The sequence below is a fragment of the Zoogloea sp. genome (assembly GCF_030157465.1).
Lineage (GTDB): Bacteria > Pseudomonadota > Gammaproteobacteria > Burkholderiales > Rhodocyclaceae > Zoogloea.
In genome coordinates this window covers 16326-42873 of the sequence record NZ_JAOAUU010000136.1, presented here as the reverse complement: position 1 = coordinate 42873, position 26548 = coordinate 16326, and the positions used below count along the sequence as shown (strand labels likewise).

The 26548-nt window shown below is 66.2% G+C and carries 29 protein-coding genes; 9 read left to right on the top strand and 20 right to left on the bottom strand.

The features are described from left to right. Positions 1-10: 10 nt before the first annotated feature. The 6 genes from Q1W26_RS16710 to Q1W26_RS16685 all read right to left on the bottom strand — a co-directional run bounded on the left by Q1W26_RS16710 (position 11) and on the right by Q1W26_RS16685 (position 5427). Complete coding sequence (locus Q1W26_RS16710; protein ID WP_300442533.1) at positions 11-1027, bottom strand: hypothetical protein; 1017 nt, start codon at positions 1025-1027, stop codon at positions 11-13. Between the two features lie 8 nt (positions 1028-1035). Continuing rightward, positions 1036-1365: a zinc ribbon domain-containing protein YjdM gene (locus Q1W26_RS16705; protein WP_300442532.1), complete on the bottom strand. Its 330-nt coding sequence runs from the start codon at positions 1363-1365 to the stop codon at positions 1036-1038. Further along, the gene (trmA, locus tag Q1W26_RS16700; protein ID WP_300442530.1) at positions 1362-2477 is read right to left on the bottom strand and encodes a tRNA (uridine(54)-C5)-methyltransferase TrmA; all 1116 of its coding nucleotides are present in this window, start codon (positions 2475-2477) and stop codon (positions 1362-1364) included. Before trmA ends, Q1W26_RS16705 begins: the two co-directional genes overlap by 4 nt. A gap of 238 nt (positions 2478-2715) precedes the next feature. Continuing rightward, the gene (gene amt / locus Q1W26_RS16695) at positions 2716-4236 is read right to left on the bottom strand and encodes an ammonium transporter (RefSeq protein WP_300442528.1); all 1521 of its coding nucleotides are present in this window, start codon (positions 4234-4236) and stop codon (positions 2716-2718) included. Between the two features lie 15 nt (positions 4237-4251). Next, complete coding sequence (gene glnK / locus Q1W26_RS16690; RefSeq protein WP_300442526.1) at positions 4252-4590, bottom strand: P-II family nitrogen regulator; 339 nt, start codon at positions 4588-4590, stop codon at positions 4252-4254. Between the two features lie 51 nt (positions 4591-4641). Beyond that, positions 4642-5427, bottom strand: coding sequence for a TorF family putative porin (locus Q1W26_RS16685; protein WP_300442524.1), 786 nt, complete (start codon positions 5425-5427; stop codon positions 4642-4644). A 262-nt stretch (positions 5428-5689) separates the two neighbouring features. Here Q1W26_RS16685 and Q1W26_RS16680 point away from each other — a divergent pair, with 262 nt between their 5' ends. The 7 genes from Q1W26_RS16680 to Q1W26_RS16650 all read left to right on the top strand — a co-directional run bounded on the left by Q1W26_RS16680 (position 5690) and on the right by Q1W26_RS16650 (position 11820). Further along, positions 5690-5947 (top strand): accessory factor UbiK family protein, encoded by a 258-nt coding sequence (locus Q1W26_RS16680; protein WP_300442522.1) that lies wholly within the window; start codon positions 5690-5692, stop codon positions 5945-5947. Positions 5948-6027: 80 nt separating this feature from the next. Beyond that, a complete protein-coding gene (locus Q1W26_RS16675) occupies positions 6028-6594 on the top strand; it encodes a YceI family protein (RefSeq protein ID WP_300442520.1) in 567 nt (188 codons plus the stop codon). Positions 6595-6684: 90 nt separating this feature from the next. After that, positions 6685-7929: a hypothetical protein gene (locus Q1W26_RS16670; RefSeq protein WP_300442518.1), complete on the top strand. Its 1245-nt coding sequence runs from the start codon at positions 6685-6687 to the stop codon at positions 7927-7929. 76 nt (positions 7930-8005) lie between these two features. Next, entirely contained in the window at positions 8006-9505 is a 1500-nt protein-coding gene (locus Q1W26_RS16665) for a YifB family Mg chelatase-like AAA ATPase (RefSeq protein WP_300442516.1), read from the top strand. Positions 9506-9529: 24 nt separating this feature from the next. After that, positions 9530-9925 carry a hypothetical protein gene (locus tag Q1W26_RS16660; protein ID WP_300442514.1) on the top strand — a complete coding sequence of 132 codons (396 nt, stop codon included), beginning with the start codon at positions 9530-9532 and terminating at the stop codon, positions 9923-9925. Positions 9926-9934: 9 nt separating this feature from the next. Then, positions 9935-11131: a multidrug effflux MFS transporter gene (locus Q1W26_RS16655; protein WP_300442512.1), complete on the top strand. Its 1197-nt coding sequence runs from the start codon at positions 9935-9937 to the stop codon at positions 11129-11131. Then, positions 11128-11820, top strand: coding sequence for a ceramidase domain-containing protein (locus Q1W26_RS16650; protein WP_300442510.1), 693 nt, complete (start codon positions 11128-11130; stop codon positions 11818-11820). The genes Q1W26_RS16655 and Q1W26_RS16650 overlap by 4 nt, the downstream gene beginning before the upstream one ends. A gap of 14 nt (positions 11821-11834) precedes the next feature. On the opposite strand, the gene Q1W26_RS16645 is transcribed toward Q1W26_RS16650, so the two are convergent. The 7 genes from Q1W26_RS16645 to Q1W26_RS16615 form a co-directional block, all read right to left on the bottom strand. Further along, on the bottom strand, positions 11835-12557 hold the full coding sequence (locus Q1W26_RS16645; RefSeq protein ID WP_300442508.1) for a PEP-CTERM sorting domain-containing protein: 723 nt from the start codon (positions 12555-12557) through the stop codon (positions 11835-11837). 123 nt (positions 12558-12680) lie between these two features. Then, a complete protein-coding gene (locus tag Q1W26_RS16640) occupies positions 12681-13802 on the bottom strand; it encodes a hypothetical protein (protein ID WP_300442507.1) in 1122 nt (373 codons plus the stop codon). A gap of 57 nt (positions 13803-13859) precedes the next feature. After that, positions 13860-15116 carry an FAD/NAD(P)-binding oxidoreductase gene (locus Q1W26_RS16635; RefSeq protein ID WP_300442505.1) on the bottom strand — a complete coding sequence of 419 codons (1257 nt, stop codon included), beginning with the start codon at positions 15114-15116 and terminating at the stop codon, positions 13860-13862. A 26-nt stretch (positions 15117-15142) separates the two neighbouring features. Further along, complete coding sequence (locus Q1W26_RS16630) at positions 15143-15529, bottom strand: c-type cytochrome (protein WP_300442504.1); 387 nt, start codon at positions 15527-15529, stop codon at positions 15143-15145. 44 nt (positions 15530-15573) lie between these two features. Next, a complete protein-coding gene (locus tag Q1W26_RS16625; RefSeq protein ID WP_300442502.1) occupies positions 15574-16776 on the bottom strand; it encodes a DUF5666 domain-containing protein in 1203 nt (400 codons plus the stop codon). Positions 16777-16784: 8 nt separating this feature from the next. After that, the gene (locus tag Q1W26_RS16620) at positions 16785-17690 is read right to left on the bottom strand and encodes a DUF6502 family protein (protein ID WP_300442500.1); all 906 of its coding nucleotides are present in this window, start codon (positions 17688-17690) and stop codon (positions 16785-16787) included. 163 nt (positions 17691-17853) lie between these two features. Further along, on the bottom strand, positions 17854-18399 hold the full coding sequence (locus Q1W26_RS16615; protein ID WP_300442499.1) for an NUDIX hydrolase: 546 nt from the start codon (positions 18397-18399) through the stop codon (positions 17854-17856). A 76-nt stretch (positions 18400-18475) separates the two neighbouring features. Between Q1W26_RS16615 and Q1W26_RS16610 the strand changes: the two genes are divergently transcribed. Further along, positions 18476-19216: a hypothetical protein gene (locus tag Q1W26_RS16610; RefSeq protein ID WP_300442497.1), complete on the top strand. Its 741-nt coding sequence runs from the start codon at positions 18476-18478 to the stop codon at positions 19214-19216. 20 nt (positions 19217-19236) lie between these two features. Here Q1W26_RS16610 and Q1W26_RS16605 read toward each other — a convergent pair whose 3' ends face one another. From Q1W26_RS16605 to Q1W26_RS16575, 7 genes are all read right to left on the bottom strand, one after another. Further along, positions 19237-19791 carry a putative metalloprotease CJM1_0395 family protein gene (locus Q1W26_RS16605; RefSeq protein ID WP_300442496.1) on the bottom strand — a complete coding sequence of 185 codons (555 nt, stop codon included), beginning with the start codon at positions 19789-19791 and terminating at the stop codon, positions 19237-19239. A 117-nt stretch (positions 19792-19908) separates the two neighbouring features. Beyond that, on the bottom strand, positions 19909-20631 hold the full coding sequence (locus tag Q1W26_RS16600) for an ABC transporter ATP-binding protein (RefSeq protein WP_300442494.1): 723 nt from the start codon (positions 20629-20631) through the stop codon (positions 19909-19911). After that, positions 20628-21416, bottom strand: coding sequence for an ABC transporter ATP-binding protein (locus Q1W26_RS16595; RefSeq protein WP_300442492.1), 789 nt, complete (start codon positions 21414-21416; stop codon positions 20628-20630). Before Q1W26_RS16595 ends, Q1W26_RS16600 begins: the two co-directional genes overlap by 4 nt. After that, positions 21413-22525 carry an ABC transporter ATP-binding protein gene (locus tag Q1W26_RS16590; RefSeq protein ID WP_300442491.1) on the bottom strand — a complete coding sequence of 371 codons (1113 nt, stop codon included), beginning with the start codon at positions 22523-22525 and terminating at the stop codon, positions 21413-21415. The genes Q1W26_RS16595 and Q1W26_RS16590 overlap by 4 nt, the downstream gene beginning before the upstream one ends. 71 nt (positions 22526-22596) lie before the next feature. Then, positions 22597-23529: a branched-chain amino acid ABC transporter permease gene (locus Q1W26_RS16585; RefSeq protein ID WP_300442490.1), complete on the bottom strand. Its 933-nt coding sequence runs from the start codon at positions 23527-23529 to the stop codon at positions 22597-22599. 131 nt (positions 23530-23660) lie between these two features. Continuing rightward, positions 23661-24773 (bottom strand): branched-chain amino acid ABC transporter substrate-binding protein, encoded by a 1113-nt coding sequence (locus Q1W26_RS16580; protein WP_300442487.1) that lies wholly within the window; start codon positions 24771-24773, stop codon positions 23661-23663. 57 nt (positions 24774-24830) lie between these two features. Continuing rightward, positions 24831-25955, bottom strand: coding sequence for a branched-chain amino acid ABC transporter substrate-binding protein (locus tag Q1W26_RS16575; protein WP_300442486.1), 1125 nt, complete (start codon positions 25953-25955; stop codon positions 24831-24833). A gap of 109 nt (positions 25956-26064) precedes the next feature. Between Q1W26_RS16575 and Q1W26_RS16570 the strand changes: the two genes are divergently transcribed. Continuing rightward, on the top strand, positions 26065-26547 hold the full coding sequence (locus Q1W26_RS16570; RefSeq protein ID WP_300442484.1) for a hypothetical protein: 483 nt from the start codon (positions 26065-26067) through the stop codon (positions 26545-26547). The last annotated feature ends 1 nt before the right edge of the window (position 26548 follow it).

The following is a 26548-nucleotide window of genomic DNA, read 5'->3' as shown; positions in this document are numbered from 1 at the left end:
CACCGCGGCGCTACAGCATCCGCATGCCCGCGCTCAAGTCCATCTTGCGCTCGGCCACCGCGTCACGCGGAACTGCAGCCAGGAAGGCGACACGGCGCGACGAGCCCGGCGTGGCGGTGGAAAATTCGAGAAGCGGAACCTCGGCCGCGCCCGGGCGATCCGGCGGCACCAGGATGTTCATCGCATCCAGATAAAACGCCAGCGGCTCGGCGTGGATGACCGATTCGGCGTCATCCAGGGTTCGGATGATGCCGGCCAGCGTGGCCTCGAGGCCCTTGCCGGCCGATTCGAGCGCGTGGAGTTCGGCCGCATTGGCGTCGAGCTGGCCGCGCAGGCGGTCGATATCGCGGCCGTGGTAGGTATCGCACTCCAGCGCGTCCAGGCCGGCACGGCTCTGCTCCAGCAGCTGCAGGCGGCCGGCCAGCAAGCGTTGCGAGAAAACCAGGCGCTCGCCCTGCTGCTGGCGCACGGCAACTTCACGCAGCGCGGCAATCACCAGCCCTTCAAGAACAATGTCGGCAATGCGCCGGCGCAGCGCGTCTTCGGTGGCGGCAAAGCCGAACAGCCGGAAGTGCCGGAAACTGACGGTTTTCTGCTCGACATCGTGGCGCAGGATTTCGCCTTCCAGCGCGGCGCCGAGCACGGTTTGTTCGCTGCGTGTCGCGGCCACCACGCAGCACACCCGGGCAAGCCCCGTGCCGGCCGTGGAGGCCAGAAAATCATGCAGGTCGCGGCTGCCGGCCAGCGCCTCGGCCACGTCCGGCGGGCGGACGAAAAAAGCCCGCAGCACCGGGCTTTGGGCCCAGTTTTGCGGGCTGGTCTCGATGCAGGGCGGAAGGCTGGCCGCCACCCGGTCGGCGTAATCGAGCGCACGGGTCACCGCAGGGCACAAGCGCTCGCGAGCATTGCCGAGCAGCCTGAGGCGCGGGTCGGTGGCGTCGATGACCCGCTCGACCGCGCCTGCGAGCCGTTCGTTGCCGGGGCAGACTTCGCCGCCCGAGCCGAGCAACCAGTCGAAAAAGCCCATCGCGGCCCTCAGGCCTTTTTCACGAACTCCGACTTCAGCTGCATGGCGCCGAAGCCTTCGATCTTGCAGTCGATGTCGTGGTCGCCTTCGACGATGCGGATGTTCTTGACCTTGGTGCCGACCTTGACCACCGACGACGAGCCCTTGACCTTCAGATCCTTGATGACGGTGACGCTGTCGCCGTCCTGCAGCACGTTGCCGTTGGAATCGCGCACAACCTTCTGCGCTTCGACCGCGGCGACTTTCGGCCACTCGTGGGCGCATTCGGGGCAAACGTAGTTGTCGCCGTCTTCATAGGTGTATTCGGACGAACACTGGGGGCACTTGGGCAAACTCATGCTGACTCCTGGGTAGCGTTGGCGGTGCGTTTTTGCAGCAGCAGGCCGCACTCGAGGTGATGGGTATAGGGAAACTGGTCGAAGGCCGCGGCGGCGGCGATCCGGTGGGTATCGAACAGCGCGGCGACGTTTTCCTGCAGCGTGAGGGGGTTGCAGGAGATGTACAGGATGTTGTCAAAGCCGCGGGCAAGCTCGACGGTGCGGGGGTCGAGGCCGCTTCTGGGCGGATCGACGAACAGCGTCGTGAAGGCGTAGCCGGCGAGATCCACGTCCCGCATGCGCGAGTATTCACGGCCGCCGGCGAGCGCGTCACTGATTTCGTCGGACGACATGCGCACCATCGTCACGTTGTCGATGGCGTTGGCTTCGAGGCTGAACTCGGCAGCGGCCACCGAGGGTTTGCTGACTTCGGTGGCCAGCACGCGGCCAAACTGCGGCGCCAGCGCCATGGTGAAATTGCCGTTGCCGCAGTAAAGCTCCAGCAGGTCGCCACCGATACCGGCGGCCTGGCTGCAGGCCCAGCCCAGCATCTTGCGGTTTACGCCGCCGTTGGGCTGGCTGAAGCTGTTTTCGATCTGCTTGTAGCGCAGGCGGCGGCCGTTGAGTTCGAACTCTTCCAGCAGCCAGTCGCGGCCGATCACGATCTTCTGCTTGCGGCTGCGCCCGATGAGCTGCACGCCCAGGTCGGCGGCAAGCGTGGCGGCGGCAGCCTGCCAGGCGTCGTCGAGGGGGCGGTGATAGATCAGGGTGATCATCAGCTCGCCGCTCAGGGTGGCCAGAAAATCCACCTGAAAAAGCTTGCGCTTGAGCGCCTCGCTGGCCATGAGCCCGGCGCGCAGGCGCGGCATGGCGGCGGCGATGGGGGCGGCGGCGGGCGGAAAATCCTCGAGGGTGATGGCACGCTTGGGGTCCGCGGGGTCGAACATCGCGTAATCCACCCGGTCGCCCTCGTGCCACATGCGGAACTCGGCGCGCAGGCGGTAATTGAGCGGCGTCGATTCGAAAACAGCCGGCTCGGGCAAATCGAAGGCGGCGAAATCGCGCTTGTAGCGCACCACCTTTTCGGCGAGCTGGGCGGGGTAGTCGGCGGGATTGAAGCTGGGGAGTGACATGCGTCGGACAAAGGGTGCCGTGGGCGGAGGGGCGAATATACGCTTGTCGACCGGAGGAAGGAAAACCCCGCCTGCCGGCAGGGTTTAAAGCAGCCCGGCGGCAAGGGCTCGAACACCCCGCGTCCGGCACCGCAACGCAAACCCGATCCACCCGAAATGTTTGCCGGAGGCGGCCCCCAAAACAGAAACGGGCGCTTCACGGCGCCCGTTTCTGCTTCAGGAGAAAGCCCCGCCAGGATTACTGGTGGTAGGCGCTTTCGCCGTGGGAGGTGATGTCGAGGCCTTCGCGCTCTTCATCTTCCGGCACCCGCAGGCCGATGAACATGTCGACCAGCTTGTAGGCGATGAAGGCAACCACGGCGGACCACACGATGGTGATGCCGACGGCGGTAGCCTGGACGATGACCTGGTCGCCGATCGAGTAGGCATCGACCGCCTTGTTGGCCACGTAGTCCCAGATGCCGGAGCCGCCGAGGCTGGGCGCCGCGAACACGCCGGTCAGGATGGCACCGAGGATGCCGCCGACGCCATGCACGCCGAACACGTCGAGGGAGTCATCGGCACCCAGCATGCGCTTGAGGCCATTCACACCCCACAGGCAGATGGCGCCGGCCAGCAGGCCCATCGCCACCGCACCAGCCACACCGACGAAACCGGCTGCCGGGGTGATCGCAACAAGGCCTGCCACTGCACCGGACGCTGCACCCAGGCCGGACGGCTTACCCTTGATGATCCATTCGGCCATCATCCACGAGAAGGCTGCGGCAGCGGTAGCCACCCAGGTATTCACGAAGGCCAGGGCGGCAACGCCGTTGGCTTCGAGTGCCGAGCCGGCGTTGAAGCCGAACCAGCCCACCCACAGCAGGGCTGCGCCGACGATGGTCAGGGTAAGGCTGTGCGGTGCGAAGGATTCGCGACCGTAGCCCACCCGCTTGCCAACCATGAAGGCACCGACCAGGCCGGCAACGGCGGCGTTGATGTGCACCACGGTGCCACCGGCGAAGTCGAGGGCGCCCTTCTGGAACAGGAAGCCGGCCGTCGCGTTGGCGGCATCGGCCGCTTCCGCGGAGGTGTAGGCATCCGGGCCAGCCCAGTACCAGACCATGTGAGCGATCGGCAGGTAGCTGAAGGTGAACCAGATCACCGCGAACAGCAGCACCGCCGAGAACTTGATGCGCTCGGCGAAGGCGCCGAGGATCAGGGCCACGGTGATCGCCGCGAAGGCGCCCTGGAAGGCCACGTAGATGAACTCGGAGATCACCACACCCTTGGAGAAGGTGGCGGCAACCGAATCCGGCGTGATGCCCTTCAGGAAAACCTTGTCGAGACCGCCGAAGAAGGCGCTGCCCTCGGTGAAGGCGATGGAGTAGCCGTAGAGCACCCACAGCACGCTGATCAGCGAAAACACCGCAAAAACCTGCAACAACACCGACAGCATGTTCTTGGCGCGGACCAGGCCGCCGTAGAACAGCGCCAGGCCGGGAATACACATCAGGATGACGAAGGCGGTGGACACCATCAGCCAGGCGTTGTCGCCCTTGTTGGGGACCGGCGCCGGAGCGGCTTCGGCCGGCGCGGCAACGGCGGCCACGGCAGCGGCGGGGGCCGCCACGGGAGCTTCGACCTTGACCTCAGCCGGAGCGCTTACGGCGGGCGCTGCGACGACGGCAACCGGAGCTTCCGGCTTGTCCTCGGCGATGGCGCCCCCCGCGAAACCCAGGGCCACGGAGGCCAACAGGGCTGCGATTAGCTTTTTCATGATTTCACGCTCCCTTTACAACGCTTCCGCACCGGATTCGCCGGTACGGATGCGGATGGCTTGTTCGAGGTCGAATACGAAGATCTTGCCGTCACCGATCTTGCCGGTGCTGGCCGATTTTTCGATGGCTTCAATGACCTGCTCGAGGATTTCGGTCTGCACTGCGGCTTCGATCTTCACCTTGGGCAGAAAATCGACAACGTATTCAGCGCCGCGATACAGCTCGGTGTGGCCCTTCTGGCGGCCAAAGCCCTTCACCTCGGTCACGGTGATGCCTTGCACGCCAATGGCGGAAAGCGCCTCGCGCACTTCGTCGAGTTTGAAGGGCTTGATGATGGCAGTAACGAGTTTCATGTTCGGTGCTCCAATGACGGCGGCACCTCTCGGTACCGCCTCAAAAATGGTTTAGAACGTCTTGGAAACCGAGACCAGCACGGTGTCGGCACCGCCGGCTACAGCTTTGCCGGTCGAGGCGTTGGTGTAGGAATACCAGTCACCGGCCTTGTCGCGGGCGTTCGTCCCCAGGTAGGCGAGGCCGAAGACATAACCCTTCACGCCCTTGGTCACACCCAGCTTCCAGTCGGTGTAGTCGGCCTTGTCGCGGCCTTTGTAGGACAGCTGACCGACGTGCCCATTGACGCCCCAGCCGTTGCCCAGATCGTAGGCGGCGGACAGATCAAGGTAGCCGGTACCGTCGGTACCCTTGTTGTTGTCGCCCTTGTCGGAGAAGTAGTCACCGACGGAGTAGTAGTACTTGGCTGACAGGAACTTCCAGGAACCACCGATGTAGATTTCCTTGTTGTCGACAGCGCTGCCGGTACCACCGACCTTGGAGCCCGGGTAGTAGTAATAGATGGCACCGACGTCCAGGCCGAAGTCACCAAAGCTGGTCTTGTAGCCGCCGTAGAAATCCATTTCCAGATTGCCGCCGGGGAAGCCGGCATATTCGGAAACGTTGGAGTTCCAGTTACCCAGGTAGAAGCCGCTGGCATGGGTGAAGTCAAAACCACCCTGCAGCGCAGGCTTCTTCATGGTCTGGGTGATACCCCGGAACCGATAGTCGTTAATCAGCGTCATGTTGCCGGCGACGGTGTACTCCGGCGTTTCGGCGGGCGCAGCGGCCTGGGCAGAGGCAAGGCTGGGCAGCATGGAAGCGGCAATCAGGGCAGAAGCGACGATGGTCTTGTGCATGATGAAAAACTCCTGAGGTTCAAAGTTGGTGACTTCAATAAAGCAATCGATGTGCCAGTTTTAAAATTCTTTTATTTTCAATAATTTATACATAAAACCAAACCATCGCTGCAGTGCAGAAAATATTCTGGATGCACCAGTCTGGGGTCATGCACCAACTTAGGGCGAGGTTTTGGTGCGTGGGTAGCCGGAACCGGCGTCCTGTCGCGGTGCTAGACTTGCGGCCATCCCGCTTTACTTTTTTCCTGTGAGGAACGCAGTCATGGCCAACCCTAAAATCCTCGACGAAATCGGCTCGAAAGTTTCCGAACTCCTCGCCAGCAGCCCCGCCAAAGACCTCGAGAAAAACGCCCGCGCGCTGCTCGCCAGCGGTTTTTCCAAGCTCGATCTGGTTACCCGTGAAGAATTCGAAGTGCAGCGCGAAGTGCTCGCCCGCACCTGCGAAAAACTGGCCGAGCTGGAGCGGCGGGTCGCCCACCTGGAAGCGGAGCTGGCCAACCGCACGCCGGCCGACGAATAGGCTTTTCGTCCCGCACACCGAGGGCGCCGCGGCGCCCTCATTTGCGTCTGCAGCCTTGCCCACCGTCCGCCGGAGCCCCCATGAAAAAATATCTCGCCCTGACCCTGCTGGCCGCCCTCGCCGCGCCCGCCCTTGCCGAACCGGCGGGCTACACCATCGACGGCAACCACACTTTTCCGGCCTTCGAGGTGGATCACCTGGGCTTCTCGACCCAGCGTGGCCGCTTCAACAAGACCAGCGGCCGGATCGTGCTCGACCTGGCCGCCCGCCAGGGCACGGTGGACGTGACGATAGACGCCGCCTCCATCGACATGGGTTTCGCCAAATGGAACGAAAACATGCGCGGGGAAAACTACTTCAACACCGCCGCCCACCCGGCCATCCACTTCAAGTCCGAGCGCCTGGTTTTTGACAATGACACGCCCGTGGCCGCCGAAGGCACCATCACCCTGCTCGGCGTGACCAGGCCGCTCAGCCTTGCGCTCACCCGTTTCCGCTGCGGCCCGCACCCGCTCAACAAGCGCGAAACCTGCGGCGCCGACATCACCGCCCAGCTCAAACGCTCGGATTTCGGCATGACCAAATACATTCCGTCGGTGGGCGACGACATCCGGCTGGTGATTGCCGTGGAAGCCTTCCGGGAATAGACGCGTGTCCGTGAATAAGCCGCCGCACGTCGCCGGGGCGTAACCCGCCCTGCGTAATATTCCTGCAACGCCCCTGTCCGGTTCCCCCCGATGCCGCCTCGCTCCGCCGCACTCATTGCCCTTCTCGCTGCCAGCCTCGGCCTGAGCGGCTGCGCCAGCATCGGGCCGCAAAGCCTCGACGACACCCGCCTGCAATATAACGAGGTGATCAAGCGCACCACCGAAGAGCAATTGCTGCTCAACATCGTGCGCCTGCGCTACACCGACACGCCGAGCAGCCTTGGCGTATCGGGCATTGCCGCCCAGTTCGAGCGCACCCAGAGCGTCGGCCTGCTGCCCTTCTTTACCGCCGCCGGGGGCGATCTCAACCGCAGCTTCACCGCCGTGCTGCCCCAGGCCCAGATCATGGGCGCCGACCGGCCTACCTTCAGCCTCACCCCGCTCGACGACCAGGAATTCACCCGCAAGCTGTTCACCCCGCTGCCCCTCGATGGCGTGATTTACCTGGCCAAGACCACCTGGCCGATCTCCAAGGTTTTCCGGCTCTACCTCGAAAACCTCAACTGGGTGCCCAACGCCCAGTCCGCCAGCGGCCCCACGCCGCGCGTGGCCCCGCCGGCGGGTGATTTCCTGCGCGGCGTCGCCGCCCTGCAAACCCTGCAGGACCGGGGCGCCATCGTCTTCGGCCTGCTGGAGCAGGAAGAGCAGCTCGGCGGCAGCCTGCCGGCCGGCGCGGTGTCCGCCGCCAACCTGATCGAAGCCACCAGAAACGGCCTCGAATACCGCCCCGACGCCAAGCGCGGCTGGCGCCTGATCCGCAAGAACAGCGTCCCGGTGCTGCGCGTCGACCCGGACGAACTCAACTCGCCCGAAATGCGCACTTTCGCCCAGGCCTTCCACCTGCGCGAAGGCGCCACCGAACTGCGGATCACCCAGGAAGCGCTGTTCCCCTTCCGCTCCGCGCTGCCGAAAGACGGCGTTGCCAGCCTCGACCTGGAAACCCGCTCGCTGCTGCAGGCGCTCTATTACGTCAGCCATGGCGTCGAAGTGCCGGCTGGGCATCGCGCCCGCGGCCTCGCCACCCTCACCCGCGACGCAGCCGGACGCGACTTCGACTGGCACGAGATCATGCGCGACCTCTTCCACGTGCACACGGCCACCGAACGCCCCGCCAACGCCCACGTCGCCGTCCAGTACAAGGGGCACTGGTTCTACCTGGATGAGGCCGACCAGGACAGCAAATCCACCTTCTCGCTGCTCGTCGAACTGTCGCGCCTCGAACTCAGCGGCAAGACCGGCCCCGGCCCCCAGCTCACCCTGCCCATCGGGCGCTGACGCCCCCGGCCGGGCGCCACCTGTAGATATCCACAGCCCCGACACGCTACACTCCGTTTTTTATGCGGAATTCATCATGAGCCTGGCTGTTCTGAAGAGCCGCGCCCTCGTCGGCCTGCAGGCCCCTGAGGTGTGCGTCGAGGTGCACCTCGCCAATGGGCTTCCCGCCTTCACGCTGGTCGGGCTGCCCGATGTGGAAGTGCGCGAAGCCCGCGACCGGGTGCGCGCCGCGCTGCAAACCGGCCAGTTCGAATTTCCCCAGCGGCGCATCACCGTCAACCTCGCCCCGGCGGATTTGCCCAAGGAAGGCGGCTGTTTCGACCTGCCGATCGCCCTCGGCATTCTGGCCGCCTCGGGGCAGATTCCCGGCGACAAGCTCGGCGCCTTCGAATTTGCCGGCGAGCTATCGCTGACCGGCGAACTGCGCCCGGTACGCGGCGCGCTGGCGCTGGCCCGCCAGGCCGCAAACAGCGGGCGCACCCTGATCCTGCCCGCGGTAAATGCCGCCGAAGCGGCGCTGGTAAAGGGGGTCACCATCCTCCCGGCGGCCAGCCTGCTGGCAGTGGTCGCCCACCTGTGCGGCCACACCGTCATCGCGCCTTACGCCGGCGAAGCACTCTTCCACGCCCCGGCCTACCCCGATCTGGCCGATGTCAAAGGCCAGGTCCAGGCCCGCCGGACGCTCGAAGTGGCCGCCAGCGGGCAACACTCGCTGCTTTTCTATGGCCCGCCCGGCACCGGCAAATCCATGCTCGCCCAACGCCTGCCCGGCCTGCTGCCCCCCATGGACGATGACGAAGCGCTGGAAAGCGCCGCCGTGCATTCCGTCGAAGGCGGCTTCCGGCCCGAACGCTGGCGCCTGCGCCCCATGCGCGCACCGCACCACTCGGCCTCCGCGGCGGCGCTGGTGGGCGGTGGCAGCACCCCGCGCCCCGGCGAAATCAGCCTGGCACACAACGGCGTGCTGTTCCTCGATGAACTCCCCGAATTCGACCGCCGCGTGCTCGAAGCCCTGCGCGAGCCCCTCGAAACCGGCCACATCACCATCTCCCGCGCCGCCCGCCGGGCCGAATTCCCGGCCCGCTTCCAGCTCGTCGCGGCGATGAACCCCTGCCCCTGCGGCTACCACGGCCACCCGGACGGGCGCTGCCGATGCACGCCCGACCAGATCTCCCGCTACCGCGGCAAGCTCTCCGGGCCCCTGCTCGATCGCATCGACCTGCTCCTCGAAGTGCCCGCGCTGGCCGTCTCCGACCTCCAGTCGGCGCCCGCCGGCGAACCCTCGGCCCCGGTTCGCGAAAGGGTGGCGCAGAGCTGGGCGATCCAGCTCGCCCGCCAGGGCAAACCCAACGCCCGGCTGGCCGGCGCCGAGATCGAGGCGTGGTGCCAGCCCGACCCAAGCGGCGCCAAACTGCTGGCCACGGCCATCGAACGCCTGCGCCTGTCGGCCCGCGGTTACCATCGCATCCTGAAAGTCGCGCGTACAATCGCCGACATGAGCGCGGCCAAGCACGTTGGCGCTGCCCATGTGGCCGAAGCCATCCAGAGCCGCCGCGGCCTCTCCGAGTTCATCTGAATCCCCATCCTGCAGGAGTTTTACGTGGCACCCACCCTTCCCGCCGGCGCGCCCCGCGCCAAGAACTGGTCCCTGTGGTTCGTCGGCTTTCTGGTCGTCTTCCTCGCCCTTTTCATCGGCTACACCTGGCTGGCCCTGAGCTGGAGCTATTCCTCCGGCGAGCGCGCCGGCTACGTGCAGAAGTTTTCGCAGAAAGGCTGGCTGTGCAAGACCTGGGAAGGTGAAATGGCCATCGTCGCCATACCCGGCAGCCTGCCCGAGATCTTCAAATTCACGGTGCGCGACGACAAGGTGGCCGCCGAGATCAACAGCGTGATGGGCAAGCGCGTCGCCATCAGCTACGAGCAGCACGTGGGCATTCCGTCCACCTGTTTTGGCGAAACCGGCTACTACGTCAGCCGCGCCCACTCCGTCGAATAAGAAGTCTTCATGCCGTATGCCCAACTGGCGGCGCTGCTCGCGGCGCTCGCCACGGTCGGTCCGTTCTCGATCGACACCTACCTGCCGGCCCTCCACGCCATCGGCGCCGGGCTGAACGCCAGCACCGTCGAAGTCCAGCAAACCCTCACCGCCTACATGCTGCCCATGGCGCTGATGGTGCTGTGGCACGGCGCCATTTCCGACGCCTACGGGCGCAAGCGGGTGATCGTGATTTCGATGCTGCTGTTCACCGCGGCGTCCGTCGTCTGCGTGATTGCCAGCAGCATCAACATGCTGCTGATCGGCCGCGCGCTGCAGGGCATCAGCGCCGGAGCCGGCATGGTGGTGGGGCGCGCGGTGGTGCGCGACCTGCTGGACGGGGCCGCCGCCCAGCGCCTGATGAGCCACGTCAGCATGGCCTTCGCCCTCGGCCCGGCCATTGCGCCCATTCTGGGCGGCTGGATCTTCAGCGTCTTCGGCTGGCGCGCGGTGTTCGTCTTCCTGGCCCTGCTCGGCCTCGTCCTCGCCGCCCTCAGCGCCCGCTACCTGCCCGAAACGCATCCCCCCGAAGCGCGCCACCCGCTGCACCCCGGGCCGCTCGCCCGGCGCTACAAAAGCGTCTTCACGACGCCCGGCTTCCTGCTGCTGACCTTCACCGTGAGCTGCAATTTCAACGGCTTCTTTCTTTACGTGCTGTCGGCGCCGGTCTTCCTGATGGAACACCTGGGCCTGCCGGAAACCGGCTTTGGCTGGTTCTTCATTTCCACCGTGGGCGGCATGATGCTGGGCTCGGCGACTTCGGCACGGCTCGCCGGGCGCCTGTCGCCACCGCGCACCATCGCCCTCGGCTGCGGCCTGATGCTGGCCGCCGCGGCCGCCAACCTGGCGGTGTCCGCCTGGCTCACGCCCGGCCTGCCCCAGTCGGTGATTCCGGTCATGTTCTATACCTTCGGCATGGCCATCGCAATGCCCAGCCTGACCCTGCTCGCGCTGGACCACTTCCCCACCCACCGGGGCCTCGCCTCCAGTTGCCAGAGCTTTCTGCAGATGCTGTTCAGCTCGCTGACGGCCGGCGTGGTGGCGCCGGCACTGTGGAGTTCGGTCGTGGGGCTCGCCGCCGGCATGGTCGGCAACCTGCTGCTGGGTCTCGCCAGCTTCGGGCTGTGGTGGGCGCTGTATCACCGCACCCGGGCGGCGGCCGCATGAACTGGCTGGAGAGCGTCGATCTCTACTGCGAGCGCACCGGCCCGGAGCTGTGGTCCGAGCCGCTCAATGCGCTCTCCAACCTCGCCTTCATCGGCGTTGCCGCGCTGCTGTGGCGCCGGGCCGGAGGGCGTCACAGCAGCGCTGACATCCGCCTGCTGATTGCGCTGATCGCCGCCGTGGGCCTGGGCAGCCTGGTCTTTCACACCGTGGCCACGCGCTGGGCGGCGCTGCTCGACATCGGCTTCATCGCCCTCTTCGTGCTGGTCTATCACCAGCGCTTCCAGGTGCGCCTGCTCGGCAAAAGCGCTGCCGCCAGCGGGCGCGACGTGGGTGCCTTCGTGCTGCTGGCGGTGCTCTTCGGCGCGGCCACCCGGCTCCTGCCGCCGCTTGCGCTGAACGGCTCGGAAATCTACCTGCCGCCTTTCGCCCTGCTGCTGGTGTGTGCCCGTCAGGCCGGCGGGCGGGCACCGCAAACGGCGCGCTGGCTGAAGCTCGCCGGCGCGCTGTTTCTCGTCAGCATCACCTGCCGGGCCATCGACCAGGCAATCTGCCCGATCTGGCCCCTGGGCAGCCATGTCGGCTGGCACCTGGTCAATGCGGCCATGCTTTACAGCTGCATGCGCGGCCTTTTGGCAGACTCGGCTGCGCCGAGCGCACCCGCCAAGCACACCGTGAAGTCGATGATCTGACTCAGGGCGCGGCCTTACCGGATCCGGCCGCGTCGCGCGCGCGCCAGCAGCGCGCCCCCCAGGCTCAGCAGGGCGAAGCTGGCAGGTTCCGGCACAACATTGACCGATGCCGGAGCGAGAGCCAACAGGCTGAGATTATCGACTGTGATCTGGTTGGCGTACTGTATCCAAGCACCCTGGGTGTCCCAGTTGTAGCCGGGCGTAGACAGGCCGAAAGACAAGCTGTGCAGCCCATCGGAAGCAATGTCCAGGCTGTAACTCTTGTGCCCGGAGGGCTGGGCGCCGCCGCCCGTCTGCGCAATCCAGAAGTCCTGGGCAAGCACCTGAACACCATCCAGGAGCACTTCGAACTTCTGGGTGGCTTGCAGCCCATGAGTAACGATCGTGTCGTCCCAGCTCAGAGCGTAGGTGCCGGCCACCAGAAACACGCTCTGAGAGATGTGCGGCCGCGGCGGGGCCAGGCGATAGGCATAGGAACCCGCCCCTGATGGATCATAGAAGCCCTTGAAGAGAGCCACACCGTCAGGGGTCTGCTGCACGTTGACCAGGGGCTTCAGGTAATAGATGTCGTCGGACGGCGTTGGATGGTCGACGGTGTTTAGGAAGCCGCTCCAGCCGTTGATGCCCCGGGAGAAGTCACCATTGACGAGGAGATTAGCCATTGCGCCGGAGGCCGGAGCCAGCAGAGCCATCGCCAGGGCGAGCCTGTTCAGAACAAAGAGAGTGTGTCGTGTCATGGAAGATGAAGGAAAGTCATGGAAAAAGTGGAGGCAGTAGCCCTCGCATGGGCTCCCTGAGCCTCAGCTGAAGCTGTCGGCGAAAAGGTTTTTCGCCCAGCCGAACATGTCCTCGTGGCTGTTTCAACGGCGACGGACGAGGCCCAGGGCCGCCAGCCCTAGCAGCCCCAGGGCCGCGCCGCCCGGCTCGGGGACACCTGCCGGCGGGGCCACGATGGCCAGCACATCCAGGTTGAGGGCCGCGTTCTGGGCGCCGAGATAGTTGCCCAGATCGCTCTCCTGGCCCGGCAGCGGGTTCTCCAGGGGATGCGAGTCGCTGAGGTAAGGCTTGGCTTCGTTGCTATCCGGATCGTAAAACCCCGCGTAGCGATAGAACTCATAGCGCCGCAGGATGGACGCGGCCTTCGGCCCGACGGGCGCGCCGTAGCCGCTTTCCAGCAATCCCGACAGCGGATTGCCCGGATCCTTCTGCAGGAGCTGCCACTCGACTTCCGTCACCGCGGCTTCAACCTTGGGATTGCCGCCGACCAGCTCTTCCAGGTCGATGGCGTCCTCCAGCTCGGTCGTGAACACCTTGACCCACATCGCCTCGCCGAACCTGTCCGCCGCCTCTGGCTCCGGCGCCTCGATCACGGCCGCAACCACCGGCGGAGCCGCCGGCAGGCCGGGCGCCGGGGGCGGGGCCTGGACGACACTCCAGGCCGGCGCAGGCAGGCTCACCGTACCGTTCGTCAGCACCCCGGCGGTCGCCGTCTCGAGCAGCCAGCTGTATGTGGTGCGAATCGGATTGCCAAGGGTTCCGACGCCGAAGTGGTCGCAGGGCGTTGCCGCCGTGTAGCCGATCCCGCCGCCAGACCAGCAGTTGTCGCCCGGCGTGATGAAGCTGCCGCTCGGCGTGCCGTAGTCCCAGCCGGTCCCGTCGAACACGCCCATGTAGGTAACCCGCGTGCCGAAGGTCGAACCGCTGCTGTATTCGGTGACGGTCGGCGCGCCGTAGCGCACCACGCTGGTCGCCGGGTCGAAACCCCGCCCGCTCGGAAAACCACGCCCGACACCGCCGAAGGTATCGGTGATGTCCGAGGCGTGCAGCCCTTCCAGCTCGATCTCGAAACCGTGGGCTGTCTTGCCGGTATCGTTGATCACGTCGAAGTTGCCGAGCATGCCGATGACGCCCGCCGTGGCGCCCGTTGGCAGGCACGCGGCAGCGATGGCCAGGCCGATTCCTGACAGTATTTTCTGTTTCATCGTTTCGTCCCCTCCAGTCAAAAAAAGGGCGCCCATCCGGGGCGCCCTGCAAGCTCGTCAGCTGAAGCTGTCGGCGAAAAGGTTTTTCGCCCAGCCGAACATGTCTTCGTAGTGTCCGCGGGTTGGTGCCGGCGCTTCGGCGAGGGTGTTGGGCACCGGCTTCATCAGCCCGCTGGCCGCGTCGTAGCCGAACACCACCGTCAGCCACGAAGCCGTTTTCGAGGTGATCGGGCTGTAACAGGCGGAATTGGTCATCGGCGCCGGGTCCGGCGCTTCGCCGGCGAAGTAGCGCACCAGCGCGTCGGCGCACACCTTCGCCTGGGCGTTGGCCATGTGGCCGGACTTGGGCTGGCCGGTGCCCTGGGAGTCGCCGATCACATGCACGTTGGGCACCAGCGTGGATTCATAGCTGAGCGGATTGACCGGTGCCCAGCGGGCACCTGGCGCGCTGCCCAGCAGGCCCGCGGCCACTACCAGCTTGCCGGCCTTCTGGCGCGGAATGATGTTGGCGGCGTCGGCCTGGATCGTGTCCCAGTTGGTGGTGATTTTCTTGCTGGCCCAATCCACCGACAGCACCTCGGTGCCCGGGCGATACTCGATCACGCCGGCATAGGTGGTGCTGAAGGCGGTGTGGAAGGTGTGCGCCTCGGCCACCACGTCCGGGTTGGCGTCGAGCACGATGACCTTGCCGGCCCGGCGGTTGCGCAGCAGGCTGTCGGCGATCAGGCAGGCGCGCTCGTAAGGCCCCGGCGGACAGCGGTAAGGCGCCTGGGGAATCGACATCACAAAGGTGCCGCCGGCCGGCACGGCCTGAAGCTGGGCCTTGAGCGCCAGCGTCTGCGGGCCGGCTTGCCAGGCGTGCGGCAACACCGAACTGTCGAGGCCCGGAATGGCATCGAAATCGATGCCGGGCGCCAGCACCAGCTTGTCGTAGGCGATCTGGCTGCCGTTCAGGGTGCTTACCCGGCGATTGACCGGATCGATCGCGACGGCCCGGTCGGCCACGATGCTCACGCCGTACTTGGTGCGCAGGGTGTCGTAGCGGATGGTGATGTCGGTCATGCCCAGCGCGCCGGTCATCACCAGGTTGCTCAGGATGCAGGAGACATGACTGGGGTTCGGCTCGATCAGCGTTACCTGGATTTTCGGGTTCCACAGGCGGACGTACTTGGCAAGGGTGGCACCGGCGAAGCCGCCGCCGATCACCACCACCCGCGGAGCGGCGGTCTGGGCGCGCAGCGGCGAGGACATCGCGCCGGCGGCAAGGAGGGCTCCGGAAGTCTGCAGGAGCTTGCGACGATTGTGCGAAAACATGGCGTATCCCTTCGAATCTGTTGTGCTCAATCGTCGTGCGACTTGCGCCGGGTGGGCCGGGTCGACGGGGTGGTGCTCGAGCCCGTGGAGCTCGTCGCGGTGGTTCGCCCGCCGGTGGCGAAGTAGCGGGCCATCAGACGGATCTGGGCGTCGCTGTAGCCGGCGGCCTGGCGGTGCATGATCTCGTCGGGCTTGATGTTGGCCTTCATCTTGATCAGTTCGCCGTAGATCTCGCTTTCGCTCTCGCCGGCCAGTTTTTCCATGCCGGCCACGGCCTGCCCGTTGGTGCCGTGGCACTGGGCACACTGGGATGCCAGCAGGCGCCCGGCCGGCGGCGCGCCGTGGGCGGCCGCGGTGGCCAGCAGCAGGGCCAGCGCCGCAAGGCGGCCCAGGTGTTTGGGGTGTGCTTTCATGACCTCTCCTCCTCCCGGCGCCCGCGGCTGCGGGCGCACCGAAACTAGTATTCGAAATGGATTTTCGTGGCGATCACGGCGCCGGCCTGGGCATCGAAGTAGCCCTTCAGCTCGACACGCCGCCCGTTGGCCAGGCTGGACCGGCTGCCGCTCTCGAAACTCACCGGGCCGCTGGCATCGATCAACTGGCCACGCAGACGGAAGCGCTGGGTGTCGGCGTCGAAGTCGGTAATCAGTGCCGTGATCTCGAATTCCTCGGCATCCGGCGTGTCCTCGTCGGCAACCTCGAGTTCCGTGGCGACCAGGATGCCGGCACGCCCGCGGCCCTCCACCTCGACCCGCCGGCCGACCGCAGGCGTACCGGAGATTCGGGCCGCGCTGGCATCCACCGTCACCCCATCGACGACGAAGGAGGTGGGTGAAGTGAGCACGGAGATGTCACCCTCGATCTTGAGCTCCACATCGGCCAGGGCCACCCGCGGCGCGGCGCCGAGGGAATCCACTCCCCACAGGCCGCCGGACGGCAGGCGGGCGGACGAGGCACGCACGATCAGCCCGTTGGCCAGCGCCGGCACCCCGGCCGCCGGCACGCTGCTGTAGTCAAGCCGCACGCCGGCCACCGTGAAGCGGCGGTTCGCCGTATCCAGCGCTTCGACCGGACCGCGCAGCTTGAAGCGGGTCGTGAGGGCGACGGGCTCGATGCGCGTGGCGGTGTAGGCCCCGTCGGCGGCGTTGAAGAAGCCGTAGACCTCCACCCGGTCACCCGCCCTCAGCGCCCCGATCCCCGCCAGGCGGTCGTCGAACACCGTCGTCGCCTTGATGCGGACAGTGGCGCCGAGCACCGTGAAGCGGCCTGCCGCCACATCGACCGCGCCCACCGGACCGACGATCTCGCTGCCGTAGCGGATGCCCGTGGCCACCCCGGTGCCGGCCACGAAGTCGGCGCTGCCATTGACGACGCTGACCATGCCGAGCTTCAGGTCGGCCCGCGTCCGGGCGTTGCCGTCCTCGTCGGTAACGGTGGCAGCGCTATCGTCGTAGCGCACGCCCGAGATGATCACCGAGCCGAAACCCGAAATCGGCCCGACGCCGACGGTGCTCGACACCGTGCCGGTGCCGCCGGTGCCAACCCCGGCCAGCTCGCCGCCCCCACCCCCGCCACAGGCGGTCAGGATGGAGGCAAGGACGACGCCGGCCAATCCGCCGGACAGCGTGCGCCACAGGGCGCGGTTAAGCTTCGAACTCATGGCTGGACTCACTTTTTCGACTCTGTTTGATCGGGGGCAGGTGACGGCGCCATGTCCGTCGCGTAACTGTAGAGGCCGATGCGCAAGCGCTTATCCTGCGGGCGGCCCGCGTTCCGGTCGGCCTCAATGAGGCCTTCGAGCAGCGGCACCGCCGCGTGCATCAGGCTCTTCCAGCGGGCCAGCACAAACTGGCGCACGGCCGTCACCGACTGCCCGGAGAGCTCGTCGGCGAACACCGCCTGTTCGAAATGCGGCGGTTCCGGTGCCAGCACGTTGCTCACCGCCGCCGCCAGGTGATCACCGACGTTGTCGCCGAGAAAACCCAGCATCGGCGCCTGGGCGTCGCTCGGCACGAAGGCGTTGCGCACCAGACGCACCGTGTCGGTGGCTTCGTCGAGGCGGGCGATGCCCAGACGGCACATTTCGTCGAGCAGGCTCCTTGGATGCACGTCGCGGGTCACCGACTGGGCCAGGGCTTCGAAGCTCGGCTCGCCCTCGACGCGCGGCACCCGTGGCAAGGGCTTCGGGTCGCCGGCCCCTTCGCACCAGGCGGGATCGGTCATCCAGCGGGTAAACAGCTCGCTGGCCGGAGACGGGCGGACAGGACGAACGGCGCGCTGCTGACGTGTCAGTCGCGTCACCTCGCGGCGGTTGATGCCCGTCGCCACGCTGAGACGGCTGACCATCCGCGAATGCGTCTGCACCGGCTGGGCCTTGAGCGCCTCGTCCACGAATGCCTCTTTCAACATTTCCTCCAGTGCCCCGCACGGCACGCCCTGCGCCAGGGCCAGCCGGGCAATCGGCCCCAGCAATGCCCGCATGGCATCCGCCAGCGCCGGATCGACCAGCACACGATCGGCCGGCAGTGAATCGCCCCCGACAGGCTCGGCCTGACTTCCGGGATGCGTGCTCATGAATTGACCTTAACCAACATGACTAGCCCAAAGTATAAATGTGCAATATGCACATTTTAAGACAATTTAATCATTTGCTTATAAACCCGGAGCGGATGCGCCCTGCATCAAATGCAACGGGGCGCCGAAGCGCCCCGCCGGATTCCGGGCAGCTGGCCCCGGACTACGTCGCCCCCAGCTCCCGCTCGGCCCAGAACAGCGCGGTGATCGTCTTGGCGTCGGTGATGCGCCCGTCGAACACCGCCGCGCGCGCCTCGGCCAGCGACATGCGGATCACTTCCAGAAACTCCCCGTCGTCCAGGGAGTGGCCCACGTGGGTCAGGCCGGTGGCGATAAAAATCTCGATGCGCTCGTCCGAGTAACCGATGCACGGGTGCATCACGCCCAGATGGCGCCAGTGGCTGCCCTCGTAGCCGGTTTCCTCCTGCAGCTCGCGCCGGGCGCAGGCCAGGATGTCCTCGCCGGCATCGATCTTGCCCGCCGGCAGCTCGAGAAACGCCCGGCCCAGCGGATAGCGGAACTGGCGCTCGAAGATCAGCAGCCCGTCGCTGCACACCGGAATCACCACCACGGCGCCGGGGTGCTTGATGTATTCACGAACCCCGGGCTTGCCGTCGGGCAAGCGCACTTCGTCGCGGAAAACATTGAGCAGGCGCCCCTCGAAAACCGCTTCAGAGGACAGTTGTTCTTCGTGCAAAGGATCGTTCATGCGGGGCTCCGGGCAATTTCCAAAGGACGAAGCATGGCACCCCCGGCACGCGGCTGGCTAGGGGCATAATCCGCGCGTGTCCAATCCAGCGCCCCTCCTCCACGACCTTCTCCACGACCATCTGCTCGACCCGAGCGGCGGGCTCATCTACCACCTGCGCGCCATGCGCTACCGCCACGGTCTGTGGGCGCCCTTCCATGCCAGCGTGGCCGAATGGCTGGGCGCCTGGCAGCCGCGGCGGCCCCGCCTGGTGATTGTCGGCCCCAATGCCGGTTACGCGCTGCCGGCGGGCTTCATCCAGCGCTTCGACAGCGTAAGCGCGCTGGAACCCGACCCCCTGGCCCGCTGGCTGCTGCGCCGCCGGCCGGACGCCGCGGCGCTCTCCTTCGAGCGCCTGGATTGCCTCACCCGGCCCGACGGCCTCGCCCGGCTGGCCGCCGCCTACCCGGACGCGGCCATCCTGTTCTCCAATGTTCTCGGCCAGATCAAAGCCCCGGCCGAAAACTGGCCGACCCTGCTCGCCCGCCATCTAGGCGGCCACGCCTGGGCCAGCTACCACGACGTGATCTCCACGGCCCGGCCCCCGCAACAGCGCCAAACCCGCACGCTGGCGGAGCCGCACAGCCTGGAAGCCACGCTCGCGCATTTCTGGACCGGCGGTGAAATCGCGCTGACCGACCACGAAACCCTTCACCTCGGCGGCAAGCAATCCTGCCGCTACGCGCTGTGGCCGATCACGCCGAAACGCTGGCATCTGGTGGAATGGGCCGTCCACACGCCCAGTCCGCGCACAAGCACGGGCGTGCTGTCGGGCTGAAGCCCCACACACTTCGGATGTCAGGCGTAGATGTCGAGTTGAAGGCCTGCTTCGGTCGATTCGCCGGCAACCGAAGCGTAGGTTTTCTGGACGAGTCCGGCGGCGGATTCCGCGGACGCGCTGGAGATTTCCATGCGTGCCTGGCTCGCCATCTTGGCGGCCGCCGCGGCCACCTGACGATCCTGGCCGGAAGGCTCGGCCGGGGCGAGGGCCGCGGCGCGGATGCGTTCGGCCTTGAGGAGGGTTTCTTCCGGCGTGCGGCCCGGCGAGGTGTCGATGCCGACTTCGCCACCCACCGCGTAACGCTGGCCGTCGGGCCCGTTCTGGTAGGTGTAGCTGGCGCCACGCGTCACCAGCCCGGCGCCGGCCGCCATGTGGGCCATTTCGTGGGTGCGCACCACGCGGTCGCGGGCCTTGAGTTCGCTGACCAGGCGCAGGTCGGATTCGCTCAGCCCCGTGGCACTGCTCGCCACGGACGCAGCCTCGCCCGTCGCGGCACGACCGGCATTCGCCGGGCGGGCCGACATCGGGCTGTAGGAAAAAGCCGGGGAGGCCCCGACTGCGGAAACCGACATGCTGAAAATCCTGTTGGCAACGGATCACGGCTTCACCGGAGCAGACAGCTTCGCCCCGGGAATTTACAGCCTAGACCGCCGGAGGGCTTTCGTCAGCCCCGAAGACACATAGTCTCGTCACACCTCGCCGAGATAGGCCGCCCGCACCTTCGGATCGGCCAGCAGGTCGGCCCCCGAGCCGGTCAGGGTGATCGTTCCCGACTCCATCACGTAGGCGCGCTGGGAGAATTCCAGCGCGAGGTTGGCGTTCTGCTCGACGAGCAGGATGGTCACGCCTTCAGCGGCCACCGAGCGGATCACCTCGAAGATCTTCTCGACCACCAGCGGCGCCAGGCCCATCGACGGCTCGTCGAGCAGCAGCAGCTTGGGGCGCGACAGCAGCGCGCGGCCGATGGCGACCATCTGCTGTTCGCCGCCGGAGAGCGTGCCGGCCACCTGCTGGAGGCGTTCCTTGACCCGCGGCAGCATCGAGAAGACACGCTCCATGTCGGCCTCGATGGCCTCGTTGTCGCGCCGGCAATAGGCGCCCATGCGCAGGTTTTCTTCGACGGTGAGGCGGGTGAAGATGCCGCGCCCTTCCGGCACCAGCGCCAGGCCCTGGCGCAGGCGCTTGTGGGCGGGCAGTTTTTCGATGCGCTTGCCGTCGTAGAGCAGCTCGCCGGCGCTGACGCCGAGCGTGCCGGCGATGGCGTTGAGGGTGGTGGTTTTGCCGGCGCCGTTGGCACCGATCAGCGACACGAGTTCGCCCTTGGCAAGCTCGAGGCTGATGCCTTTGACGGCCTCGATGGCGCCGTAGGCGATCTTCACGTCGCGCAGCTGGAGGATGGGCGTATGACTCATGCCGGCGCTCCTTTCTTGGGCTTGGCGTGGCCACCCAGATAGGCGGCGATCACGGCGTCGTTGCGCTGGACTTCGGCGGGCACGTCTTCGGCGATCTTCCTGCCAAAATCGAGCACCGCGAGACGGTCGCACAGGCCCATGACGAGCTTCACGTCGTGTTCGATGAGCAGCACGGTCACGCCGTCGTGGCGGATGGTTTGCACGAGTTCGCGGAGTTTGGCGGTTTCGGTGGCGTTCATGCCGGCGGCGGGTTCGTCCAGGGCCAGCAGCTGCGGCTCGGTGGCCAGCGCGCGGGCGATTTCGAGGCGGCGCTGGTCGCCGTAGGAGAGGTTTTTGGACACGGTGTCGGCAAAGCGCTCGATGCCCACGTACTTCAGCAGCTCGAAGGCACGCTCGGTGATCAGGCGCTCTTCTTCCTTGGCCTGCCGGGTTTGCAGCAGGATGGAGAACGGGTTGGCGCGGGAGCGGATGTGGTGGCCGGCCATCACGTTTTCGAGGGCCGTCATCTCGCGAAACAGGCGGATGTTCTGGAAGGTGCGGGCGATGCCGGCGGCCACCACCAGGTGCGGCTTGCCGGCGGGCAGCTCGGTGCCGCCGAAGACAATCTCGCCCTCCTCGGCGGTGTAGGCGCCGGTGAGCACGTTGAAGAAGGTGGTCTTGCCGGCGCCGTTGGGGCCGATGAGGCCGTACACCTCGCCCTTGCGGATGGTCAGCGACACGTCGGAAAGCGCCGTGAGGCCGCCGAAGCGCTTGGTGATGTTTTTGGCTTCGAGCAGGGTGATCACTTGCCGGCCTCCCCGCTGGCCGCTTTGCCCACCACCAGCTCGGGGCGCGAGTAGCGGCTGTAGGCCGGGATCAGGCCGGCCGGCCGCAGCAGCATCATGAAGATCATCGCCAGCGACAGCAGCAGCATGCGCAGCACTTCGGGGTCGAGGATGACCCGGTCGAACACCGCCTGCTGCACCGGCACGGCCACGTAGCGCAGCACTTCGGGCAGCGCGGTGAGGGCCAGCGCGCCGATGATCACGCCGGCCAGGTTGCCCATGCCGCCAAACACGATCATGGTGAGCACGGCGATGGATTCCATCAGCGAAAAGCTCTCGGGCGATACAAACCCCTGGAAGGCGGCGAACAGCCCGCCCGACACGCCGCCAAAGGTGGCGCCCAGCGAGAAGGCCAGCAGCTTCATGTTGCGGGTGTTGATGCCGATGGCCTTGGCCGCCAGCTCGTCGTCGCGGATCGCCGCCCACGCCCGGCCCACCCGCGACACCTGCAGGCGCTGCACCAGGATGATGGACAGCACCACGAAGGCGAGAAAGACGTAGTAGTAGAGAAACAGCGAATTGACCGTGATCTCGTCGCCGATCTTGAGCGGCCGGGAGATGTCCCAGCCGAACAGCACCAGAGGATCGATCATGTTGATGCCCTGGGGCCCGTTGGTGATGTTGACCGGGTGGTTCAGGTTGTTGAGGAAGATGCGCACGATCTCGCCGAAACCCAGCGTGACAATGGCGAGATAGTCGCCGCGCAGGCGCAGGGTGGGCAGGCCGAGGATGATCCCGGCCACTGCCGCACAGGCCGCCCCCGCCGGCAGCACCAGCCAGAACGGCAGGTGAATGTCGAAATGCGGCGAGGCGAGGAAGGCGAAGGTGTAGGCGCCCACCGCGTAGAAGGCGATGTAGCCCAGATCGAGCAGGCCGGCGAAACCCACCACCAGGTTGAGGCCGATGGCGAGCATTACGTAGAGCATCGCAAAATCGAGGATGCGCACCCAGGTTTTGCCGAAGAGCACGGCAATCAGCGGCGCGCCGATGGCGATGGCGATGACGACCCAGCGGGCCGCGGCCGGGTGGCGCTTGCCCAGGTAGGGCACGGCGAGGGCGAGTTCGTTCATGGGGTCAGGTCTCCTGCCGGGCCGCCCCAGGCGGGGCAGCGGGCAAAGCGGGCGGGCGGGTCATGGTGTTTTCAGGCGCGGTCGGCAACGCGTTCGCCCAGCAATCCGGTGGGCCGGAAGATGAGCACGATGCCGAGGATGAGGAAGGCGAAGATGTCCTGGTAGCTGGAATTGAGGAAGCCGAAGCTCAGATCCTCGATGTAGCCGGCGCCGATGGATTCGACGAGGCCCAGCACGATGCCGCCGAGCATGGCGCCGGCAAGGTTGCCGATGCCCCCGAGCACCGCCGCGGTGAAGGCCTTGAGGCCGGGCATGAAACCCATCGCGTAGTGGGCAATCCCATAGTTGGACGAATACATCACCCCGGCCACCGCGGCCAGGCCCGAACCGATGATGAAGGTGGCGGCGATGATCTTGTTGGTATCGACCCCCATCAGGCTGGCCACCTTGTGGTTTTCGGCCGTGGCACGCATGGCGCGGCCGAGCCGGGTTTTATTGACCAGCACCACGAGGCCCACCATCAGCGTGGCCGACACGACCAGGATGGCGATCTGCACCGGCGTGATGAAAACGCCGGCGATGGGCTCCAGCGGGACCGTGGACACCAGCTGCGGAAAGGTGTGGTAATTGCGCCCCCAGATGATCATCGCGAGGGTTTGCAGCAAGAAGGACACCCCGATCGCGGTGATCAGCGGAGCCAGCCGCGGCGCGTTGCGCAGGCGGCGGTAGGCGGTGCGTTCGATGGTGTAGCCGAGGATCATGCACACCACCACCGAAATGGCGAGGCCCGCCAGCAGTGTGGGCACGAGGCCGAGTTCGGGGGCGTAGATCTGGAGCAGGCGGATCGCTTCGAGGGCGACCAGGGCGCCCACCATCAACACGTCGCCGTGGGCGAAGTTGATGAGGCCGAGGATGCCGTAGACCATCGTGTAGCCGAGGGCGATGAGCGCATAGACGCTGCCGACGACGAGGCCGTTTACGGTTTGCTGGAGAAGGGTTTCCATGGAAACGACCGGGGAAGATTGGAGGGAGGCGGGGGCAGATCGACGCACCCGCCGGCGGCGAAACCCGGGAGATCCCGGGTTCAACCACCGCGGGCGACTGAAGTCGCCCCTGCAGGGTCAGCGTGAAAACCTTACTGCACCGGCTCCCACTTGCCGGCCTTGAACTGATACACGGTGACCGCGCCATCCTTGATGTCGCCCTTGGCGTCGAAGGCCACGGTGCCGATCACGCCGGGGAAGTTCACCTTGCCGATCGCCGCCGCGTACTTGGCCGGGTCGGACGAGTTGGCGGCCTTCATGGCTTCGATGATGGCCGAGGCGGCGTCGTAGGCGTAGGGCGCGTAGATCTGCACGTCGGCGTTGAAACGCTTCTTGAAGCGGGCGTTGAAATCCTTGCCGCCCGGCATCTTGTCCAGCGGCAGGCCGGGCTGGGTGCAGTAGGCATTGGGGCTGATGGCGTCGCCGGCCAGCTTGATGATCTCGCCGGTACAGCCGCCGTCGCCGGTGATGAACTTGGCGGTGATGCCGAGCTGCTTGATCTGCTTGAGCATCGGGCCGCCCTGGGTGTCCATGCCGCTGTAAACGATCACGTCGGGCTTGGCGGCCTTGAGCTTGGTGAGGATGGCGGCAAAATCGGTGGCCTTGTCGCTGGTGAATTCACGGGTGACCACGGTGCCGCCGCTGGCCTTGACGGCCTTGACCACTTCGTCGGCGAGGCCCTGGCCGTAGGCCGTGCGATCGTCGATCACGGCAACGTTCTTGCCGAGGGAGGTGGCCGCAAACTTGCCGATGCCAAGGCCCTGCTGCACGTCGTTGGCGATGGTGCGGTAGGTGGCCTTGAAGCCCTGCTGGGTCAGCTTGGGGTTGGTGGAAGCCGGCGAGACCTGCGGAATGCCGCCTTCGTTATAAATGCGCGAGGCCGGAATCGAGGCGCCCGAATTAAGGTGACCGATGACGCCCTTCACGCCGGCATCGACCAGCCGCTGGGCCACGTTGGTGGCTGTTTTAGGGTCGGCCGCGTCATCTTCGGCCATCACTTCGAACTTCACCTTCTTGCCGCCGAGGGTCACGCCCTTGGCGTTGTAGTCCTCGATGGCGAGGCGCACGCCGTTCTCGATGTCCTTGCCCAGATGCGACTGGGTGCCGGTGAGCGGCGCGGCGGTACCGAGCTTGATGACTTCCTGGGCGTGCACGGCGGATGCACCAAGACCGAGCACGGCGAGGGCGACAAGGGTGCGTTTCATGCGGTTTTCTCCTCTGATGGGTAAGGGGCAAGGCTTTCTAGCAACTTCGGGGCCGCTTCAGGGCCGGGATTCCCATTTGCCGCCATTGAACTGATACAGCGCCACACCGCCTTCGCGGCTGTCGCCCTGGGCGTCGAAGGCGATATTGCCGGTGACGCCCTTGAAACTCACCTTTTGCAGCTGCGCCAGGTATTTGGCCGGATCGCTCGAATTGGCCAGCTTCATGGCTTCGATGAGGGCGTTGGTGGCGTCGTAGCTGTAGGGTGCGTAGAGCTGCACCGGCACGTTGAAGCGCTTGGTGAAGCGTTCGTTGAAGGCCTTGCCGGCGGGCATCTTGTCCATCGGAATGCCGGCCTGGGTGCAATACACGTCGCCGCTCATGGCCGCGCCGGCAATCTTGATCATCTCGGCGGTGCACGCGCCATCGCCGGCAAGATACTTGGCGCTGATGCCGAGCTGTTTCATCTGCTTGAGCAGCGGCGCCCCCTGGGCATCCATGCCGCCGTAGAAGATCGCATCGGGCTTGGTGGCCTTGAGCTTGGTGAGGATGGCGGCAAAATCGGTGGCCTTGTCGTTGGTGAATTCACGCCCCACCGGCTTGATGCCCAGTTGCTTGAGGCTATCCACCAGCGCGTCGGCGAGACCCTGACCGTAGGCAGTGCGGTCGTCGATCACCGCGATGCGCTGGGCCTTGAGCACGCCGGTGGCAAACTTTGCCATCGCGCTGCCCTGCTGGGTGTCGTTGGCGATGACCCGGTAGGTGGTCTTGTAGCCCTGACGGGTGAGCTTGGGGCTGGTGGACGACGGGGTGATCGCCGGAATCCCGGCCTGCTCGTAGATGCGCGAGGCGGGAATCGCCGCGCCGGACGTTACGTGCCCGATCACGCCCTTCACGCCGGCATCCACAAGGCGCTGGGCCACGGTGGTGGCGGTGCGCGGATCGGCCTGGTCGTCCTCGGACATCAGCTCGAACTTCACCTTCTGGCCGGCCAGGGTGACGCCCTTGGCGTTGGCGTCGTCCAGCGCGAGCTGGGCGCCAAACTGCTCGTCCTTGCCCACATGGGAAATCGGCCCGGTAAGGGGGCCGGCAAAACCGATCTTCACGACCGTGTCGGCCAGCGCCGGCGTAGTGCCGGCCATCATCACGCCGGCCAGGGCCAGCATCATTGCGCTGCGTTTCACCAGTGCATCCTCCTCAAGGGGTGTTCATGCCAGAATGGGTTCGATTGTAACCAAGCCCGGCCGCTTTGGCGGCCTGCCGGCGCCGCTGCCAAACCGAGGAGGATCACCCATGCGCAGATTGCTTACCCTTTTGCTCGGCGCACTGGCCATGCTGGGCCTGACCGGCTGCGACGCCGTGAACATGCAGGATCTGAAACCCGGCGTCTCCACCGGCTACGACGTGCGCGACAAGCTCGGCAAGCCGGGCATCGAATGGCGCAACGACGACGGCAGCGTAACCTGGGAATACACCCGCCAGCCCGAAGGCACCCAATGCTTCATGGCCACCATCGGGCCCGACAACATCCTGAAAAGCCTGGAGAACGTGCTCACGCCGCAAAACTTCGCCCGCGTGGCGCCCGGCTGGAACCGCGACCAGGTGCGCCGCCTGCTGGGCAAACCGCGCTCGGTGCAAAAGTTTGCGCTGAAGAAGGAAGAAGTGTGGGATTGGCGCCTGCCCGCCGAATTCAGTGCCGAAGTGTTCTTCAACATCCACTTCAACGAAGACGGCAAGGTGACCGGCACCAGCCGCTCGACCGAGCAAAAAGGCTGAA

Excerpts from the sequence above, each read along its gene's own strand:
- Q1W26_RS16615 (WP_300442499.1), bottom strand. The coding sequence starts at position 18,399 with ATGAACGATCCTTTGCACGAAGAACAACTGTCCTCTGAAGCGGTTTTC.
- Q1W26_RS16620 (WP_300442500.1), bottom strand. The coding sequence starts at position 17,690 with ATGAGCACGCATCCCGGAAGTCAGGCCGAGCCTGTCGGGGGCGATTCA.
- Q1W26_RS16650 (WP_300442510.1), top strand. The coding sequence starts at position 11,128 with ATGAACTGGCTGGAGAGCGTCGATCTCTACTGCGAGCGCACCGGCCCG.
- trmA (WP_300442530.1), bottom strand. The coding sequence starts at position 2,477 with ATGTCACTCCCCAGCTTCAATCCCGCCGACTACCCCGCCCAGCTCGCC.
- Q1W26_RS16670 (WP_300442518.1), top strand. The coding sequence starts at position 6,685 with ATGCCGCCTCGCTCCGCCGCACTCATTGCCCTTCTCGCTGCCAGCCTC.
- Q1W26_RS16685 (WP_300442524.1), bottom strand. The coding sequence starts at position 5,427 with ATGCACAAGACCATCGTCGCTTCTGCCCTGATTGCCGCTTCCATGCTG.
- Q1W26_RS16570 (WP_300442484.1), top strand. The coding sequence starts at position 26,065 with ATGCGCAGATTGCTTACCCTTTTGCTCGGCGCACTGGCCATGCTGGGC.
- Q1W26_RS16680 (WP_300442522.1), top strand. The coding sequence starts at position 5,690 with ATGGCCAACCCTAAAATCCTCGACGAAATCGGCTCGAAAGTTTCCGAA.
- Q1W26_RS16640 (WP_300442507.1), bottom strand. The coding sequence starts at position 13,802 with ATGAAACAGAAAATACTGTCAGGAATCGGCCTGGCCATCGCTGCCGCG.
- Q1W26_RS16630 (WP_300442504.1), bottom strand. The coding sequence starts at position 15,529 with ATGAAAGCACACCCCAAACACCTGGGCCGCCTTGCGGCGCTGGCCCTG.
- Q1W26_RS16665 (WP_300442516.1), top strand. The coding sequence starts at position 8,006 with ATGAGCCTGGCTGTTCTGAAGAGCCGCGCCCTCGTCGGCCTGCAGGCC.
- Q1W26_RS16655 (WP_300442512.1), top strand. The coding sequence starts at position 9,935 with ATGCCGTATGCCCAACTGGCGGCGCTGCTCGCGGCGCTCGCCACGGTC.
- glnK (WP_300442526.1), bottom strand. The coding sequence starts at position 4,590 with ATGAAACTCGTTACTGCCATCATCAAGCCCTTCAAACTCGACGAAGTG.
- Q1W26_RS16605 (WP_300442496.1), bottom strand. The coding sequence starts at position 19,791 with ATGTCGGTTTCCGCAGTCGGGGCCTCCCCGGCTTTTTCCTACAGCCCG.
- Q1W26_RS16635 (WP_300442505.1), bottom strand. The coding sequence starts at position 15,116 with ATGTTTTCGCACAATCGTCGCAAGCTCCTGCAGACTTCCGGAGCCCTC.
- Q1W26_RS16625 (WP_300442502.1), bottom strand. The coding sequence starts at position 16,776 with ATGAGTTCGAAGCTTAACCGCGCCCTGTGGCGCACGCTGTCCGGCGGA.
- Q1W26_RS16675 (WP_300442520.1), top strand. The coding sequence starts at position 6,028 with ATGAAAAAATATCTCGCCCTGACCCTGCTGGCCGCCCTCGCCGCGCCC.
- Q1W26_RS16585 (WP_300442490.1), bottom strand. The coding sequence starts at position 23,529 with ATGGAAACCCTTCTCCAGCAAACCGTAAACGGCCTCGTCGTCGGCAGC.
- Q1W26_RS16590 (WP_300442491.1), bottom strand. The coding sequence starts at position 22,525 with ATGAACGAACTCGCCCTCGCCGTGCCCTACCTGGGCAAGCGCCACCCG.
- Q1W26_RS16705 (WP_300442532.1), bottom strand. The coding sequence starts at position 1,365 with ATGAGTTTGCCCAAGTGCCCCCAGTGTTCGTCCGAATACACCTATGAA.
- Q1W26_RS16645 (WP_300442508.1), bottom strand. The coding sequence starts at position 12,557 with ATGACACGACACACTCTCTTTGTTCTGAACAGGCTCGCCCTGGCGATG.
- Q1W26_RS16600 (WP_300442494.1), bottom strand. The coding sequence starts at position 20,631 with ATGAGTCATACGCCCATCCTCCAGCTGCGCGACGTGAAGATCGCCTAC.
- Q1W26_RS16710 (WP_300442533.1), bottom strand. The coding sequence starts at position 1,027 with ATGGGCTTTTTCGACTGGTTGCTCGGCTCGGGCGGCGAAGTCTGCCCC.
- amt (WP_300442528.1), bottom strand. The coding sequence starts at position 4,236 with ATGAAAAAGCTAATCGCAGCCCTGTTGGCCTCCGTGGCCCTGGGTTTC.
- Q1W26_RS16580 (WP_300442487.1), bottom strand. The coding sequence starts at position 24,773 with ATGAAACGCACCCTTGTCGCCCTCGCCGTGCTCGGTCTTGGTGCATCC.